Annotated in this window: 20 protein-coding genes; 12 read left to right on the top strand and 8 right to left on the bottom strand. The window is 68.4% G+C overall.

Annotated elements, in window-relative coordinates; genetic code table 11:
• Positions 1 to 11 precede the first annotated feature (11 nt).
• From ON33_RS43160 to idi, 4 genes are all read left to right on the top strand, one after another.
• On the top strand, positions 12 to 1145 hold the full coding sequence (locus ON33_RS43160; RefSeq protein ID WP_245550355.1) for a hypothetical protein: 1134 nt from the start codon (positions 12 to 14) through the stop codon (positions 1143 to 1145).
• Positions 1040 to 1561 carry a terpene synthase family protein gene (locus tag ON33_RS43155; protein WP_245550354.1) on the top strand — a complete coding sequence of 174 codons (522 nt, stop codon included), beginning with the start codon at positions 1040 to 1042 and terminating at the stop codon, positions 1559 to 1561. The genes ON33_RS43160 and ON33_RS43155 overlap by 106 nt, the downstream gene beginning before the upstream one ends.
• 65 nt (positions 1562 to 1626) lie before the next feature.
• Positions 1627 to 2499 carry a geranyl diphosphate 2-C-methyltransferase gene (locus ON33_RS07960; protein ID WP_040856965.1) on the top strand — a complete coding sequence of 291 codons (873 nt, stop codon included), beginning with the start codon at positions 1627 to 1629 and terminating at the stop codon, positions 2497 to 2499.
• Positions 2496 to 3062: an isopentenyl-diphosphate Delta-isomerase gene (gene idi, locus ON33_RS07955; protein ID WP_245550352.1), complete on the top strand. Its 567-nt coding sequence runs from the start codon at positions 2496 to 2498 to the stop codon at positions 3060 to 3062. Before ON33_RS07960 ends, idi begins: the two co-directional genes overlap by 4 nt.
• Before the next feature lie 39 nt (positions 3063 to 3101).
• Here idi and ON33_RS07950 read toward each other — a convergent pair whose 3' ends face one another.
• The 3 genes from ON33_RS07950 to ON33_RS07940 all read right to left on the bottom strand — a co-directional run bounded on the left by ON33_RS07950 (position 3102) and on the right by ON33_RS07940 (position 6494).
• Complete coding sequence (locus tag ON33_RS07950; protein WP_040856963.1) at positions 3102 to 4349, bottom strand: globin domain-containing protein; 1248 nt, start codon at positions 4347 to 4349, stop codon at positions 3102 to 3104.
• Between the two features lie 8 nt (positions 4350 to 4357).
• Complete coding sequence (locus ON33_RS07945; protein WP_040856961.1) at positions 4358 to 4816, bottom strand: RrF2 family transcriptional regulator; 459 nt, start codon at positions 4814 to 4816, stop codon at positions 4358 to 4360.
• A 187-nt stretch (positions 4817 to 5003) separates the two neighbouring features.
• Positions 5004 to 6494 (bottom strand): NCS1 family nucleobase:cation symporter-1, encoded by a 1491-nt coding sequence (locus ON33_RS07940; RefSeq protein WP_040856960.1) that lies wholly within the window; start codon positions 6492 to 6494, stop codon positions 5004 to 5006.
• Between the two features lie 206 nt (positions 6495 to 6700).
• Between ON33_RS07940 and ilvA the strand changes: the two genes are divergently transcribed.
• Positions 6701 to 7915, top strand: a complete 1215-nt coding sequence (gene ilvA / locus ON33_RS07935) for a threonine ammonia-lyase (RefSeq protein WP_373281020.1) — start codon at positions 6701 to 6703, stop codon at positions 7913 to 7915.
• A gap of 51 nt (positions 7916 to 7966) precedes the next feature.
• Here the strand turns inward: ilvA and ON33_RS07930 are convergent, their stop codons facing one another.
• The gene (locus ON33_RS07930; protein WP_040856956.1) at positions 7967 to 8290 is read right to left on the bottom strand and encodes a DMT family transporter; all 324 of its coding nucleotides are present in this window, start codon (positions 8288 to 8290) and stop codon (positions 7967 to 7969) included.
• Between the two features lie 63 nt (positions 8291 to 8353).
• Between ON33_RS07930 and ON33_RS41030 the strand changes: the two genes are divergently transcribed.
• From ON33_RS41030 to ON33_RS07915, 4 genes are all read left to right on the top strand, one after another.
• Entirely contained in the window at positions 8354 to 8581 is a 228-nt protein-coding gene (locus tag ON33_RS41030) for a hypothetical protein (RefSeq protein ID WP_157184450.1), read from the top strand.
• Positions 8582 to 8750: 169 nt separating this feature from the next.
• Positions 8751 to 9290, top strand: a complete 540-nt coding sequence (locus ON33_RS07925) for an RNA polymerase sigma factor (protein WP_040857113.1) — start codon at positions 8751 to 8753, stop codon at positions 9288 to 9290.
• A 53-nt stretch (positions 9291 to 9343) separates the two neighbouring features.
• Positions 9344 to 9817 carry a peroxiredoxin family protein gene (locus ON33_RS07920; protein ID WP_040856954.1) on the top strand — a complete coding sequence of 158 codons (474 nt, stop codon included), beginning with the start codon at positions 9344 to 9346 and terminating at the stop codon, positions 9815 to 9817.
• Between the two features lie 197 nt (positions 9818 to 10014).
• A complete protein-coding gene (locus ON33_RS07915) occupies positions 10015 to 10197 on the top strand; it encodes a hypothetical protein (RefSeq protein WP_040856952.1) in 183 nt (60 codons plus the stop codon).
• 60 nt (positions 10198 to 10257) lie between these two features.
• Here ON33_RS07915 and argH read toward each other — a convergent pair whose 3' ends face one another.
• Genes argH through ON33_RS07900 form a run of 3 tightly spaced genes read right to left on the bottom strand, consistent with a single transcriptional unit; the run spans position 10258 to position 13833 of the window.
• On the bottom strand, positions 10258 to 11679 hold the full coding sequence (gene argH / locus ON33_RS07910; protein ID WP_040856950.1) for an argininosuccinate lyase: 1422 nt from the start codon (positions 11677 to 11679) through the stop codon (positions 10258 to 10260).
• Positions 11676 to 12590 carry a class I SAM-dependent methyltransferase gene (locus ON33_RS07905; RefSeq protein WP_040856948.1) on the bottom strand — a complete coding sequence of 305 codons (915 nt, stop codon included), beginning with the start codon at positions 12588 to 12590 and terminating at the stop codon, positions 11676 to 11678. The genes argH and ON33_RS07905 overlap by 4 nt, the downstream gene beginning before the upstream one ends.
• A gap of 40 nt (positions 12591 to 12630) precedes the next feature.
• The gene (locus tag ON33_RS07900; RefSeq protein WP_040856946.1) at positions 12631 to 13833 is read right to left on the bottom strand and encodes an argininosuccinate synthase; all 1203 of its coding nucleotides are present in this window, start codon (positions 13831 to 13833) and stop codon (positions 12631 to 12633) included.
• Positions 13834 to 14087: 254 nt separating this feature from the next.
• On the opposite strand from ON33_RS07900, the gene ON33_RS07895 reads away from it, so the two are divergent.
• The 3 genes from ON33_RS07895 to ON33_RS07890 all read left to right on the top strand — a co-directional run bounded on the left by ON33_RS07895 (position 14088) and on the right by ON33_RS07890 (position 15641).
• Complete coding sequence (locus ON33_RS07895; RefSeq protein WP_040856944.1) at positions 14088 to 14855, top strand: trans-aconitate 2-methyltransferase; 768 nt, start codon at positions 14088 to 14090, stop codon at positions 14853 to 14855.
• 128 nt (positions 14856 to 14983) lie between these two features.
• Positions 14984 to 15142: a hypothetical protein gene (locus ON33_RS41025; protein ID WP_157184449.1), complete on the top strand. Its 159-nt coding sequence runs from the start codon at positions 14984 to 14986 to the stop codon at positions 15140 to 15142.
• A 196-nt stretch (positions 15143 to 15338) separates the two neighbouring features.
• Positions 15339 to 15641, top strand: coding sequence for a hypothetical protein (locus tag ON33_RS07890; protein ID WP_040856942.1), 303 nt, complete (start codon positions 15339 to 15341; stop codon positions 15639 to 15641).
• 56 nt (positions 15642 to 15697) lie between these two features.
• On the opposite strand, the gene ON33_RS40510 is transcribed toward ON33_RS07890, so the two are convergent.
• A complete protein-coding gene (locus ON33_RS40510) occupies positions 15698 to 16354 on the bottom strand; it encodes a hypothetical protein (RefSeq protein WP_157184448.1) in 657 nt (218 codons plus the stop codon).
• Positions 16355 to 16436 lie beyond the last annotated feature (82 nt).

Raw genomic sequence — 16436 nt, 5'->3', positions numbered from 1 at the left:
CGAGCCTCCGCGTGAACCTACCCACCTCCCAGGTGATCGCGGAGCTCGCGGGACAGGCATCGCGTCCGCCGTCGCCGGACGGCGGCGCGGTGCCGACGCCCCGGCCCCCGACCTCCCCTGTCGCCCAACCCCTCCGCCCCATCCCCCGCACCCTGGGCTCCGGCCGGCTCCTCTCTACGCCCGCCGAAACCCATACCGCGGAGCGGCCGGTCGTCGGCTCGACCGGCCGACCCGCACGACGAGTGGCGAACGGCTCCAAGGGAATCGGCACAAATGCCAGCCTTCGACGAAATGTGCTGCCGGGCAATGCGAATGCCGCCGATGCGGCGGCGCTCGTGCCCGAGCCGAAGCGGACCGCCGGGGAGATCTCGGATGCCGCGCAGGCGGTTCTCACCTCGGCGGCCGCCCGGTCCGGCGCACCGACCTCGGCGGAACCGGTGCAGACCCTCGATCCCGCATGGGATCTCGGGGCGATCACCCAACTGGACCGGACCCCGGCGAGTTCACCTCCGAGCACGCGGATCGCGCACGGTCCCAGCGGGATCGGGACCCCCTCCATGCGGCGGGCGCAGGGGCCGATCATCCCGGCGCTCTACTGCCCGCCCCCGGTGCGGGACAACCCGGCGCTCGCGGCGGCGGTGAATATCGGGATCATCGCGTGGGCCGAGGAGATCGGGCTCTACGAGGGACGGCTCGACGATCTGCGCAAGGCCGACTTCGGGCGGCTGATCATGCTGGCCCACCCGGACTGCGACGACGCGGATCGCCTGCTGGCGGCGGCCAAGTGCGCGGTGTCGGAGTGGTCGGTGGACGACTACTACTGCGAGGAGGACGCCGGCGATATCGCGCCGGACGGCAGCAGATCCAGCGCGGAGGCGGAACTCGGGCCGCGGCTCGAACTGGCCGCCGCCGCCATGGATCCCGTGCACCTGCCGCCGCGGTACCAGATCAAGGTGGAGGAGGCCATGCAGAGCGATCCGATTCTGCGGGCCTTCCGGACCTCCTTCCAGCACTGTCCCAGTTCGCCAACCCGACCCAGGTGGCGCGGCTGCGCACCGAGATCGCGGGCTGGTTCATCGCGCTGGGCGCCGAGGCCGGCTGGCGCACGGCTCGCCGCATGCCGCCCGTCTGGGAATACCTGCTGAACCGGCAACCGCACAGCTTCCTGCTGTGCATGGCCCCGATCGACGCGGTCGGCGGCTACGAGGTGCCGGCCGCGGAGTACACCGATCCGCGGGTGCGGCGGGTGGTCACCACCGCCGCGCTGGCCGCCCAGATGGTCAACGACCTCTACTCCATGGCCCGCGAAGACCTTTCCAACGGACGGGAATTCAATCTTCCCACCGTGCTGGCCGCCGAGGAACAGTGCTCACGCCGGGAGGCCGTGCAGCACACCGCCGAGGTCCACGACGAGTTGATGCACCGCTTCGAGGCCGAGGCGGGCGCCCTCGCCGCCACCGGCTCCCCGGAGCTGCGCCGCTTCCTGACCGGCCTGTGGGCCTGGATGGGCGGCAACCGGGCCTGGCACGCGGACGGCCGCCGCTACAACGACAACCCCTGAGGCACAGGAGTTCCCGCGCGCAGTACTTCCAGCGTCATATCACCCATTCGAGAGGATGACCTGCCATGACCGCGCTCCACCCCCAGCCGGATGCCGTGCTGAAGACCGAATACCAGAAATCGGTCGCGTCCTACTGGAACAACAACCCCAACGACGACCGGGTGAACACCAAGCTCGGCGAGGTGGACGGGCTCTATCACCATCACTACGGCCTCGGCGAACCGGACCTGTCGGTCCTGGAAGGCCCCGCGGACACCCGGCAGGAACGGCTGGTCAAGGAGCTGCACCGCCTGGAGACCGCCCAGGCCGACGCGCTGCTCGACCAGCTCGGCGACGTTCGCCCCGGCGATCGGCTGATGGACGGCGGATCCGGCCGCGGCGGCACCAGTTTCATGGCCAACCAGCGCTTCGGCTGCCAGGTGGACAGCGTCACCATCTCCGAATACCAGGTGGCCTTCGCCAATGAACAGGCCGGCCAGCGTGGTGTCGCCGACAAGGTGCGCTTCCACTTCAAGAACATGCTCGACACCGGTTTCGAATCCGGCTCCAGGCGCGGCATCTGGACCAATGAGACCACCACGTACGTGGACCTGTTCGAGCTGTTCGCGGAGTTCTCCCGGCTGCTCGAGCCGGGCGGCCGCTACGTCTGCATCACCGGCTGCTCCAATGACGTGTTCGGTGCCCGCTCGGCCTCGGCGAGCTGGATCGACGCCCACTACGGCTGCAATATCCATCCGCGCAGCCGGTACTTCCAGGCCCTGGCCGCCAACGGCCTGGCCCCGATCGCGGTCACCGACCTCACCCCCGCGACCATCCCGTACTGGGAGCTGCGGACCCGGTCCGAACTCGCCACCGGCGTCGAGAAACCGTTCCTGACCTCGTACAAGGAGGGCAGCTTCCAGTACCTGATGATCACCGCCGATAAGGTGGGCAGGTGACCGGAACCCTCGACGCATCCGACTCAACCCCGGTGGTAGACCGTGAGACCCTGCTCGTCGAACTGGTCGACGAGCAGGGCCGGGCACGGGGTTCGCTGTCGGTGGCCGCGGCCCACACCGCGCCCGGACGCCTGCATCGCGCCTTCTCGGTGCTGCTGTTCGACGCGGCCGGGCGAGTGCTGCTGCAGCAGCGGGCGGGCGTGAAGACCCGGTTCCCGCTGCTGTGGACCAACACCTGCTGCGGGCACCCCGAGCCGGGACAGGCGGTGGTGCAGGCCGCGACCAAGCGGCTGCACGAGGAACTCGGCGTCACCGCCGAGCTGTCCGAGGCCGGCACCTTCACCTACCAGGCCACCGATCCGAATACCGGCCGCGTCGAGTTCGAGTACGACCACGTCCTCATCGGACGGCTGGCAGGCACCGCGCCGCATCCGAATCCGGACGAGGTCGCCGATATCGCGTGGATCCGGCCCGACGCCCTGGCCGAGGATGTCGAGGCCGAGCCCGCCCGCTACACGCCGTGGCTGAGCGGAGTGCTGCGGGTCGTCGCCGCTCGCGGCTGAGGATCAGCCGCGGGCGGCCGGGATCGATCGCGCTCGCGGTCAGGCGAGAGCGGGCTCCTGATCGGCGTCGAGCAGCCAGTCGTTCGGCGCGAAGAGCTCGAAATGCACTCGGTCCGACGGAATTCCGGCGGACATGAGCTGGGCGCGGACGTACTGCAGGAAGCCGGTGCCGCCGCACAGGTAGTAGTCCGCGTCGTTCGGCAGATCGACTCCGGTCACGTCCAGCAGGCCGTGGCCGTCGGCCTCGTACCAGGCGCGGGAGTACACGTCCGCCAACCGGTGGGCCAGTTCGTCGATTGTTTCGCGCAGCGGGTGGGCGGTGCTGGACCGGTCGGCGTGCAGGATGAGGGTACGGCGCGCAGGGGTTTCGGCCGCCAGGTATTCCAGGATGCCCGCCATCGGGGTGACACCGATACCCGCGGAGATGAGCACGACCGGCGTGGTGGCCTCGGTGTCGATGGTCAGATCGCCGAAGGGCAGCGTGATTTCGAGAGCGTCGCCCGCACCGATGGTGTCGTGCAGCCAGTTAGAGACCTCACCGGCCGGAATGTCCGCGTCGGCGGGCACCCGGCGCACGGTGAAGGCGAGCCGGCCGTCACCGCCGCGATTGACCAGGCTGTACTGCCGCAGCTGACGGGCGCCGTCAGGCAGCCGAGCGCCGACCGAGATGTACTGTCCCGGAACGAATCCCGGCAGCGGCTCGGACGGGTCGGCCGACTCCACCACGAAGGTGGCCACCCCGGAGGGATCGTCGATGCGCTGCACCACCCGGGTCTGACGGAACACGTCACCGGGCACGACGCCCGCGGCGTCGTAGAGCTCCCGCTCGAAATCGATGAGAGTGGTTGCCATCAGCCAGTACACGCGATCCCAGGCCGCCGCGATCTCCGCGGTCACCACGTCCGCGCCCAGCACCTCCACGATGGCGGCGAACAGATGCTCGTGGACGATGCGGTATTCGGGCTCGGTGACGCCCAGCGAGGCGTGCTTGTGGCCGATGCGGGCCAGCAGTTCCCGCGGATGCGGCAGGGCCGGGTCGACGAGGTGGGTGGCGAAGACGGCGATGGAGGCCGCGAGCGCCTTCTGCTGTGCGCCCTGATGCTGGTTGCCGCGGTTGAAGCGGTCGCGCAGCAGGTCGGGGTGGGCGGTGAACATCTTGGAGTAGAACAGCGGGGTGATCTGGTCGATGTGCGCGGCCACCAAGGGCAGGGTCGCGCGGATCACCTCAGCGTGCTCCGGTTCCAGCTCGGGGAGATTGTTCAGCGTGGAATCCGGCGCGAGCCTCATGAGGTCTCCTAGGTGTCGATGAGTGAAGCCGCCGGGAATACCGGCATATACAGCAGCTCCACGGTGCGCTGATCCACCAGATCGGACAGGAGGTACCGATCCAGTTCGGCGTAGAAGGCTTTCTGCGCGGTGGCGAGAACGCCTCGCAAACGGCACGCATTCGACAATGGGCACGGATTGTCGCCGCCGCACTCGATGACTTCGTTATCACATTCGAGTTGACGAACAATAGTGCCGATGGTCGTTTTTCTACCGGCTTCGGTCAGGAAGATCCCGCCGGTGCGTCCGCGCTGAGACTCGACATAGCCCAGTTCGGCCAGCCGGGAGACAGCTTTCGCAACGTAGTTTTCGGAAGCATTCACCTGTCGCGCAATGAGTTTGACGGTGACCCTGTCCTCGGCTCCACTACTGACCGCCAGCCGCATGAGCGACCGTAGGCCGAGATCTGTGAACCGGGAGAGCTGCATGGGACCAACCGTACTAATTCCGATTGGGAAAAGCAGGTTTTCCTACTGTGCGCTTAAATACTCGACCCCGTACGGATTATGTTACCCAGAACACATTTTCAGCATGGCACCTATTAATACTCATGACACCTATTGATAATTCAGCAAATCCCTGGCAGCAGCCGGCACCGCCGCCAGGGACATCCCCTCAGGCTTCGACCATGAGCTTGCTGCGCGTGGCCAGCGCGTAGTAGACGACCAGCGCCAGACCGCATCCGATGAACCAGCTGTACTGGGCCGCGGTGTGCATGCCGTAGACGTCATCGGCCAGGACCGGGAACACCGCCGCGATGGCGCCGATCACGGTGGCGGTCACCGCGACCGGATTGAATCCCTTGCGGTACCAGTACTTTCCGCTCTCGGCCATGGTGAACAGGTCGTCGACCACGATGGTCCGCTTGCGCACCAGGTAGTAGTCGGCGATGAGCACCCCGAACAGCGGGCCGATGAACGCGCCCAGCACCTCGAGGGTGTAGTGGATGACGTCCGGGTTGTTGTACAGGTTCCACGGCGTGATCAGCACCGACCCGACCGCCGCGATCATCCCGCCCATGCGCCAGCTGATGCGCTGCGGGCTCACGTGCGAGAAGTCGAAGGCCGGGGAGATGAAGTTGGCGACGATATTGATGCCGACCGTCGCGATGGTGAAGGTCAGCGCGCCCAGCACGATGGCGAAGGTGGAGTCGATGCGGGAGACCGTCTCGACCGGATCGGTGATGAGCTCGCCGTACACCGGAATGGTCAGCGACGCGGTGATCACCACCAGCAGCGAGAACGCCAGGAAGTTGACCGGCAGCCCGAGCAGGTTGCCACGTTTCACCGCCGCCATGGATTTGCTGTAGCGGGAGAAGTCACCGAAGTTCAGCATCGGTCCGCAGAAATAGGACACCACCAGCGCGATCGCGCCCAGCACCACGGGCAGCGCGTCCCAGCCGTGGTACTTCACCGAGCCGAGCTGCAGGTCGATGGCGCTCCAGCCGGCCTTGTGGATCAGGTAGCCGCACAGGAAGAACATCACGACGTACACGGCGGGACCGCAGAAGTCGATGAACTTGCGGATGGACTCCATGCCCTGCCAGAACACGGCCGCCTGCACCACCCACAGCACCAGGTACGCGCACCAGCCCAGCAGTGACAGGCCGAGGAAGCCGTAGTCGCCCGACACCGTGTAGGGCGCCAGGCTCGGGAAGAGCTTGACCGCCACCACGATCAGGGCCGCCGAGGCGAGATAGGTCTGAATCCCGTACCAGGCCACCGCGATCAGGCCGCGGATGATGGCCGGGATGTTCGCGCCCTTCACGCCGAACGCGCTGCGGCACATGACCGGATACGGCACGCCCGCGCGCTGGCTGGGCGCGGCGACCAGATTGCACAGGAAATATACGATCGTGATACCGATCAGCAGGGCCGCGAGCACCTGCCAGCCGGCCAGGCCGAGGGCGAAAAGGCTGCCCGCCGTGACGTATCCGCCGACGCTGTGCACATCCGACATCCAGAAGGCGAAAATGTGGTACGAGCCCCAGGTCTGCTTCTTCAGCGGGGCGAGATCGTCATTGGTCAGCCTGGGGTCGTAGTCTGGAGCGGGAATCGCCGCGGTGGATTCCGCGCCCGCCGAGGCGGGAGAGTCGATGTCGGTCATGGGGTATCCGATCCGGGAGCCATTGGTGGTTGGCTCAAGGTAGGAACGAGCCGTTCCCCGTGGATTGCTTTTCGGTTTCCGCGTCATTGCGTGATCCGTATATCTTTCGCGACCACCCTGGGCGGACCTGCTTCACACTCCGGCGGCGGCGAGCCGTGCGACCGCCCCCCGCGCCGGATGGGTGAATACCTGGCAACATGGCCCGCATGGAGCTCATGGCGCGGATCGAAGCGGCGGCGACCCTGCTGGCACCGGTGATCCGGCGGACTCCCGTGGTGGCCTCGCGGGTGCTGTCGGAGCGCATCGGGCACGAGGTCTGGCTGAAATGCGAAAGCCTGCAGCGCACCGGATCGTTCAAGCCGCGCGGCGCCTACAACCGCATCGCCAATCTGTCCGAGGCCGAGCGGGCGCACGGGGTGGTGGCGGCCAGCGCGGGCAATCACGCGCAGGGGGTGGCGTGGGCGGCGACCTCACTCGGCATCGACTCCACGGTGTTCATGCCGGTCGGTGCGGCGCTGCCGAAGCTGGTGGCCACCAGGGCATATGGCGCGACCGTGCATCAGGTCGGCGACACCATCGACCAATCCCTTGCCGCCGCACGGGATTTCGCGGAGCGCACCGGGGCGACGCTGGTGCACCCGTTCGACCACATCGATATCGTGGCCGGCCAGGCGACGGCCGGACTCGAAATCCTGGACCAACTCCCGGATGTCGGCACGATCGTGGTGCCGACGGGCGGCGGCGGCCTGCTCGCCGGGGTGGCCGCGGCGGTGCAGCGACGCAAGCCGCAAGTCCGGGTGATCGGGGTGCAGGCCGCCGAGGCGGCCGCCTGGCCCGCTTCACTCGCGGCCGGGAAGCCGGTGGCGCTGGAGCAGATGTCCACCATGGCCGACGGCATCGCGGTCGGCCGACCCGGTGACGTGCCGTTCGAGCATATCGTGGCGTACGCGCCTGCCATCGTCACCGTGGAGGAGAATGCGCTGTCCGAGGCGCTGCTGCTGTGCATGGAGCGGGCCAAGCTGATCGTCGAGCCCGCCGGCGCGGCGGCCGTCGCGGCCCTGATGGCCTGCGGCCCAGCCGAACTCGCGCTGGAGGGGCCGGTCTGCGCGATACTCTCGGGCGGCAATATCGACCCGCTACTGCTGACCCGGGTCATCGGCCACGGCCTCAGCGCGGCCGGCCGCTACCTCGCCGCCCGCGTCACCATCTCCGACCGCCCTGGCAGCCTGTCCCGCCTGCTCGCCGAACTCGGCCGCACCGGGGCCAGCGTCCTGGATGTCGTCCACTCCCGCACCGGCGCGTGGCTCGCCATCGACGAGGTCGAGGTCCTGCTGACCCTCGAAACCCGCGGCCCCGCCCACCGTGACGAGATGCTCACCGCCCTCGCGGACGCCGGATACCTGGTGCGCGTCCAGGATTGACCCCGGCGGCAACCGGGCTGCCCATCGGCCGTCCGGGGTGTCGGACGACAGTCAGTGCGCCCCACCGAGTTCCAGTGCCAGCACCCCCGCGATCACCAGCACGATCCCCCCGATCTGCACCGGCGTGATCCGCTCGTCCAGGAACAGCGCCCCGATCGTCGCCACCGCCACCACACCGACCGCCGACCAGATCCCGTACGCCACGCCGATCGCCATCCCCCGCTTCAACGCCTGCGACAGGAAGAAGAACGCGGCCCCATACCCGATCACCACGATGACCGAAGGCACCAGCCTGCTGAACCCCTCCGAGATCTTCAGCGAAACAGTCGCCGTCACCTCACACGCGATCGCCAACGCCAGCAACAACAAGGTCATTGCCGCACAATAACGACCCGTCACCCCGCTTCGGGCAACGCCCGATCCGCGAGGTCGGATTGCGTGAGACCGAGCTCTTCCCGCCGCTGCCGCACCAGTGAGCACGCCGGTCCATTCGCGCTCGGCGTCGAACTCGTCGCGCAAACCGTGAATCATGCGCCCCGCCACAGCCTCGCGGAGCGCCGATCGAGCCGGCCGTTCCTCCCGATGCCACGCCTCGAGGAACCGAGCGCTATGCGCGACGAGACCGAATCCCGCATCACCGAGCTCCTGCAGAAGGCCCTGAGCTGACATCGGCACGGGCACGCGGGTCGTGCCACTTCGGATCCATTCGAATCCTTTTCCGGCCGGGACCCCTCTTATGGTGGTGAACATACGAATCGAAGCGGAGGACCACGACATCGCGGTGGCTTCGCACAATGCAAGGATCAGGCGGCACGAGTCGTCGACGGGGGCGGGCATGGAGCGTGGCTGGGCCGGTCAGCAGTTGGTGGCGGCGGCCCAGCACGGCGACCGGGAGGCGATCGCCGCCGTCGTGTACGGCGCCCATCCCCATGTGCGCCGGTTCGCGCAACACCTGTGCGCCTCCCCCGCCGACGCCGAGGACGCCACGCAGGAAGCGCTGATCATCCTGTACCGCAAGATCGGAACGCTGCGGGCGACCACGGCGCTCGCGTCCTGGATGTTCCGCATCGTCCGCAACGAATGCCTGCGCCGCGCCCGGCATCTGCTCGATCACGGCCCGCGGACCGATGGCGGGGACCTCGACGTGATGCTCTCCGCCGAGGACGAAGTGCTGCGCCGCCTCGACGCCGGCCAACTCGCACAGGCGATTACGGCCCTGCCCGAGACCCAGCGCCGAGTCCTGATCATGCGCGATGTGCTGGGCTATCCGGGACGCATGACCGCCGACGCGCTGGGACTGAGCACCGCGGCGATGAAGTCGCATCTGCACCGTGCCCGCGCCGCTGTCCGAGCGGACCTCGGCACCCGGCCGTGATCGCCGGACCCGACCGTCCTCCCGCCCCACGCCACTCGAAGGGTGACCCCGCCATGCTCACATCCGAATCCATCGCGCCGGACCTGGAACTCGTCGACACCGCCGGGCAGCCCTGGCGGCTGTCGGACAAACCCGGAATGCGCGGCACACTGCTGTATTTCATGCGATCGACCTCGTGCGCGATCTGCAACCGGCACGTCCGCGATCTCGTCGCGAACCGCGCCGACTTCGATGCCGAGGGCATTCGGGTCGCCATCGTCGTGCCGGAAGAACGCACGGCCGGTCTGGCATGGAAGACCGAGCGGGGCATTCCCTTCCCCGTCCTGACCGGCCCGACCGGCAGCCCGCACGAGTCGGTCGGACTGACCCGCCGACTCTTCGGCTCGATGCAGCAGTCCGGGACGGTGCTCGTCGATGGCCAGGGCATCGTGCGCCACGCCCACGGCGCCACCATGCCGACCGGCAGCTACGACAAGAAGGGCATCACCGCGGCCATCGATGCCATGCTCGACCGCGCCAACTCGTGACCCCGGACCCGGCGAAAAATAGGATGCGGCGGATACGAGTCTGTGGTTAAGGTGCTCGGCATGTGGCTGCAGCTGTTCTCCTGAGCGCGATACGCGTCTGACGCCCAGCGGTCGGTCGAATCGACCGCGCGTGGCATTCCCGATTCCGACCGGCACCCGATCCGGTGAGTCGGTCTCGTAAATTTCTAGGAGGACCTGTGCCCGAGCGCTTTTCGCTGCCCGAAATCCCGGCTGAGGAGCCCGCAGATCGCCCGCTGTCGCGGCGCGAGCGGCGCGGCAAGGGCGATAAGAAGCAACAGCAGATCGGTGGCGGCAAGGTGCACGATTCCGGTCGCGCCACTGTGCCCGCCACGAAGCACATGAACTATCGTCGCGGATGACGAACGGCCCGTTGAGGTTTCCGGTGCGGAACCTCGACGGGCCGTTCTCGTCGCTGCGGGTCAGCTCAGCCAGGCGCGCTGGGTGGCGGCGGTGCCGCGCACCTCCTCCAGCTGCTTGGCGACCTGGGTGCCGGCGGTGCCGCCGCGGGCATTGCGCGAGGCGATGGAGCCTTCGACGGTGAGGACCTCACGGACGCCGGGGGTCAGTGCCGGGTCGACGGCGGCGAACTCGGCGTCGGTGAGCTCGTCCAGGCCGACTCCGCGGGCCTCGGCGGCACGGACGCAACCGCCCGCCGCCTCGTGCGCGACCCGGAACGGAACACCCTGGCGGACCAGCCATTCGGCGATATCGGTCGCGAGGGTGAAGCCCGCAGGGGCGAGCTCGGCCATGCGGTCGGTATGGAAGGTCAGGGTCGAGACCAGGCCGGCGATGGCGGGCAGCAGCAGCTCCAGCTGGGCCACCGAGTCGAAGACCGGCTCCTTGTCCTCCTGCAGGTCACGGTTGTAGGCCAGCGGCTGCGCCTTCAGCGTCGCGAGCAGACCGGTGACATTGCCGATGAGGCGGCCGGCCTTGCCGCGGGTGAGCTCGGAGACGTCCGGGTTCTTCTTCTGCGGCATGATCGAAGAGCCGGTGGACCAGGCGTCGGCCAGCGTGATGTAGCCGAATTCCGGTGTGCTCCAGATGATCACCTCTTCGGCCATGCGGCTCAGGTCGACCGCGATCATGGCCAGCACGAACGCGGCCTCGGCGGCGAAGTCGCGAGAAGACGTGGCGTCGATGGAGTTCGCGGCGGAGGAATCGAAATTCAGTTCCGCGGCAATGGCTTCCGGATCCAGGCCCAGCGAGGAGCCCGCCAGCGCGCCGGAACCGTACGGCGACACCGCGGCCCGCTTGTCGAAGTCGCGGATCCGCTCGATGTCGCGCAGCAGCGGGTGCGCGTGCGCGAGCAGGTGGTGGGCCAGCAGCACCGGCTGGGCGGCCTGCAGGTGGGTCTTGCCCGGCATGACCGCGTCCGGGTGCGCGGCGGCCTGTTCGACCAGGGCATCCACCACGTCCAGCACGCCGGAGGCGATGCGCCGCACCGCATCCCGCAGCCACATGCGGAACAGGGTGGCCACCTGGTCGTTGCGGGAGCGGCCCGCGCGCAGGCGGCCGCCGAGCTCGGCGCCGACCCGGTCGATCAGGCCGCGCTCCAGCGCGCCGTGCACGTCCTCATCGGATTCGAGCGGGCCGAACGCGCCCGATTCCACGTCCGCCGCCAGCTGATCCAGGCCGGCCAGCATCCCGGTCAGGTCGGATTCCGACAGCAGCCCGGCCTTGTGCAGCACGCGCGCGTGCGCCTTGGAGGCGCGGACGTCGTACGGCGCGAGCACCCAGTCGAAATGGGTCGACTTGCTCAGCGCCGCCATCGCCGCGGCCGGGCCGGACGCGAAGCGTCCACCCCACAGCGCGCCTTCATTGGTGCTGCCGCCCTGGGTCATAGCGTGTCGTCTCCTCGCGGTTTCGTCGCGGTCATCAGAATGTGTGCGCCCATACCGGCCCGAGCCGCTTCGGGGACGGTACGGCCGTGGTCCTCGAGCAGGGCGACCGGGTCGCCCTCGGTCACCAGCCAGCGGTGCATGGCGAACCAGTCGCGGGGATCCTTGCGGTTCTCCCACGGGTAGAACAGGTTTTCCAGGTCGATGTGGATGCCCGCCTCCGCCATGACCTTCTTGCGCCGCTCGCGGAACTCGTCGGCCATGTCTTTGTCCGTGCCCAGATTCAGCGCCATCCGGCTGCCGGGCGCACTGAGTTCCACCACCTGCTCCAGCAGCTTGTCCTGGGCGCGGCCGGGCAGATACCGCAGCAGCCCCTCCGCCAGCCAGGCGGTCGGCTCGCCGGGTTCGAAACCTTTGTCCAGCAACGCTTTCGGCCAATCCTGCCGCAGGTCGATCGCCACCTCGCGACGATCAGCGGCCGGCTCGTCGTCGGCCAGCGCCCGGGCCTTGAACGCCAGGACCTTCGGCTGGTCGAGCTCGAAGATCCGGGTACCCGAAGGCCATTCGAGCCGGTACGCGCGAGCGTCGAGACCGGCGGCCAGAATCACGATCTGCCGGATCCCGGCGCGCACGGCGGCGGCGAAATACTCATCGAAGTAGAGCGTGCGGGCGATGAGGACGCTGCCCATCGACCAGCCGCGCAGGTCGCCGTCGCTGACGTTCTGTCCGCTCAGCGACCCCGCCATGAGGGAGTCCCAGCCCGGCGAGGCGACCGCGCTCACGAGCTTCGCCGCGAACGGATCCCGGAAGAGCGCGTCCTCGCGACTCGTCTCGTAGGCGCGGATGGCGGCCACGCCGAGCGCCGTCGCGCCCACGCTCTCCGTGATGTCCCAACTGTCGTCATCGGTTCGCATGGGCGCGTCTCCTTCGGCCGGGGTCTCCGGTCGCAGGCTACTACTTGCTGTTGAGATCCCGACGCGCCGCGACCTTGGAGGACAGGCCGTGGATCTGGACGAAGCCCTTGGCCAGCGACTGGTCGAAGGTGTCGCCCTCGTCGTAGGTGGCGAGGTTGAAGTCGTAGAGCGACTCGTCGGAGCGACGGCCGTTGACCACGACGCTGCCGCCGTGCAGGACCATCCGGACATCGCCGGACACGTGCTGCTGGGTCTCGGCCACGAACGCGTCCAGCGCCCGCTTCAGCGGGGAGTACCACAGGCCGTCGTACACCAGCTCGCCCCAGCGCTGCTCGACCTGCCGCTTGTAGCGGCCCAGCTCGCGCTCGATGGTGACCGCTTCCATCTCCTGGTGCGCGGTGATGAGCGCGATGGCGCCCGGGGCCTCGTAGATCTCGCGGCTCTTGATGCCGACGAGCCGGTCCTCGACCATGTCGAGGCGGCCCACGCCCTGTCGGCCGGCCCGCTTGTTCAGCTCGGTGATGGCCTCGAGCATGGTGACCGGGCGGCCGTCGATGGCGACCGGAATACCCTTGTCGAAGGTGACGATGAGCTCGTCGGGCGCTTCGAAGTTGACGGTCGGGTCGACGGTGTAGTCGTAGACGTCCTTGGTCGGGGCGTTCCACAGGTCCTCGAGGAAGCCGGTCTCGACCGCGCGGCCCCACAGGTTCTGGTCGATGGAGAACGGCGACTTCTTGGACACGTTGATCGGCAGCTTGTTCTCGCCGGCGAACTCGATGGCCTTCTCACGGGTCCAGGCGTAGTCGCGGACCGGGGCGATGACCTTCAGGTCGGGCGCGAGCGCGCCGATGCCGACCTCGAAGCGGACCTGGTCGTTGCCCTTGCCGGTGCAGCCGTGCGAGACGGTGTCGGCGCCGTGGTACTCGGCGGCCTCGACCAGGTGCTTGACGATCAGCGGCCGGGAGATGGCCGAGACCAGCGGGTAGCGGCCCATGTAGAGGGCGTTGGCCTGGATGGTCGGCAGGCAGTACTCGTTGGCGAACTCGTCGCGGGCGTCCACGACGATGGACTCGACGGCGCCGCAGTCCAGCGCGCGCTGGCGCACGTCGTTCATGTCCTCGCCACCCTGGCCGAGATCGATGGCGACGGCGACAACCTCCGCGCCGGTCTCCTTGCCGATCCAGCTGATGGCGACCGATGTGTCCAGCCCGCCGGAGTAGGCGAGTACGACGCGCTTGGTCATAGTCCGTGTGCTCCTCGATTGTTCGTATAGGCCCTCGACCGGTGCGCTGCCCCGCGGTCCCGTCCCGGTCCCTCTGGCGCGCTCCGTCGTCCTGCAAATGATTATGCATGACGATGCAATCCCATTCATAACCGGGGTCCCCGCCTGCGTGGATCCCGGCGCGGCCGCACGCCATATCCTTGCATCGCAACTCGAGGAGGAATACAGTACGGACGTACGGTTTGGGAAAATTCGACGTTCATGCGGAGGGGCCCATGTGGGATCCGGACAAGTACCTCGCCTTCGACGACCTGCGCGCACGGCCGTTCTTCGACCTGGTCGGACGGGTCGGCGCGGACAAGCCCCGGCGCGTGGCCGATGTCGGCTGCGGCCCGGGCAATCTCACCGCGACGCTCGCCAGCCGATGGCCGGACGCAGCCCTCGATGCCTTCGATTCCTCACCCGAAATGGTCGCCGCGGCAAGGGAACACGGCATCGACGCGACCGTGGCCGACGTGCGCGACTGGCGGCCCGCCCCGGACACCGATGTGGTGGTGACCAATGCGGTGCTGCAGTGGGTACCGGATCACTGTGCGCTGCTGCCGGATTGGGTGTCGGCGCTTCCCGAAGGAGCCTGGCTGGCGATACAGGTACCCGGGAACTTCGACGCGCCTTCGCATGTCGCGATCCGGGAACTCGCGTCCTCGCCGCGGTGGCGAGAACGACTGGGGGCGGTGGGGATCCTCGACCGCCAGGCGGTACCGGATCCCGCCGGGTATGCCGGAGTACTGACGGCCGCAGGCTGTCGCGTGGACGCCTGGGAGACCACCTATCTGCAGCCGCTCACCGGGAATGATCCTGTCCTCGAATGGGTGACGGGCACCGCCTTGCGTCCGGTGCGCGACGCCCTCGACGACGCCGGTTGGCAGGACTTCCGCGCCGACCTCGCGCCGCGGCTGCGCTCCGTCTACCCGCAGCAGGCGGACGGCACGACCTGGCTGCCGTTCCGCCGCGTCTTCGCGGTGGCGCAGAAGATCGGGTGAGAACGACCGCCCGGCATCAATTCCGACAATCCGCCGAAAACCGGCCCATCGGTTCGATTCACGATCATCAGGTACCCCGCTGTGCCACGCTGGGGTGGACACTTCCGGGTCAACCGAAGGATTCCGCCATGCTCTCGACACTCGCTCAGAACGTCGGCACCCTCGGCCGCGACATCCTGTCCATCGGAGGCGCGGCCCTCCAGTTCGCCCAGGATCTCCTCATTTCCGGCGGCACCGGCCAGGGCGGCGGTGGCGCCTACCCGCCCGGTCAGTACCCGCTCAACTGAGCACCGACACGAATTCCCGCGTTCGCACCGAACGCGGGAATTCTTCTGTGCAGGCAAGGCATTCGGCCGCAGCCTCCGGGCCGGATTCCGAAACATGGCCGTATCCTCCCGGCTACATCGCGTTGCGAGGATGGCGGCCAGTTGCCAGGATCACGTTGCTCGAGCGATCGGGCGCAGATTCACCACGGAGGATTTGATGAAGTTGCGTATTGCTGGAGTTCTGGGCGCTGCCGCACTGGCCGGGATGGCGGCGGTGCTCGTCCCCGGCACCGCCGGCGCAGCGACCGGCACCCTGGTCTCCAACGGCCGGGTCCTGGTCGATCCCACCGGTTGCGTCCGAATCCTGCTCACCGACCTGAGCACCACCACCGTGTCCAACGGCACCGACCAGGACGCCACCTTTTACGCCAGCACCGACTGCTCGGGCGACCCTATCGGCACCGTCGCCGCCGGCACCGACGGCACTCCCCCGATGGCGGGCAGCTTCACCATCAACTGACCCGGCCCACCACGTCGAGAGCGAAACCCGGGCGGTCACGCTCTCGGCGAAACTCCTTACGCCATAACAGAAATGGGTAAAGCACGGTCGGCGCGTCTCCGGGCGTGATGTCGCAGGCAGTAGCCGGCGTCGTCGGCGAGGCGGACCAGCTGGGGTTCGCGGTCCGGCAGCCGCAGGCCCGCGCGGTCGAGGTCACGGGGATCGGGCGGGCGCAGGCGCGCGGTCCGGCCGCCTGGCTCCAGGGGCGGATTCGGGGGCTGGGGCGGTCGGTCCGGTAGTCGAACCGGTTGCGGCACAGTGATATCCGACCAGGTGAGCACGAGCTGGCGTTCGGCGCGGAAGAGCACGCCGCCCTGGATCCAGTGCGAGGCCAGGATGCGCCCGGACAGGGCGACCTCGAGCACGGTGAAGCGGCCGCCGTAGGGTTCCGGCGCGGCTTCGGAGACGGCGTGGAAACCGCAGCTGCAGTCCGCATCCGGCACCGGGTGGCCGCGGCCTCGACGGCATTCGGCGATGGCGTCGCGCGGGTAGGGCGCCCCGCCCGTCGCCGGCACGAACCGATCCCCGTCGAGGTGCCTGGCGACCTTGCGGGCCAGGACCACCCAGACCCCGTCATCGGTGCGGCGCAGGCTGGGCCGGACCACCTCGGGGACGTGAGGCCGCTCCCCCGTCCCGGCTTCGAAGGATCCGATCAGTCCATAGCCTTCGCACATGTGCGTTCCTTGCTCGGGGATGTCCTTCCTACCGAGCGTACGCCCGCATGCCGCTACCGCTGTCGCAATTAACCTGCGGCAC

Source organism: Nocardia niigatensis NBRC 100131, from assembly GCF_000308655.1.
GTDB classification, from domain to species: Bacteria; Actinomycetota; Actinomycetes; order Mycobacteriales; family Mycobacteriaceae; genus Nocardia; species Nocardia niigatensis.
Note: the sequence above shows the minus strand (reverse complement) of the source record. Positions and strands in the feature narration are given on the sequence as shown.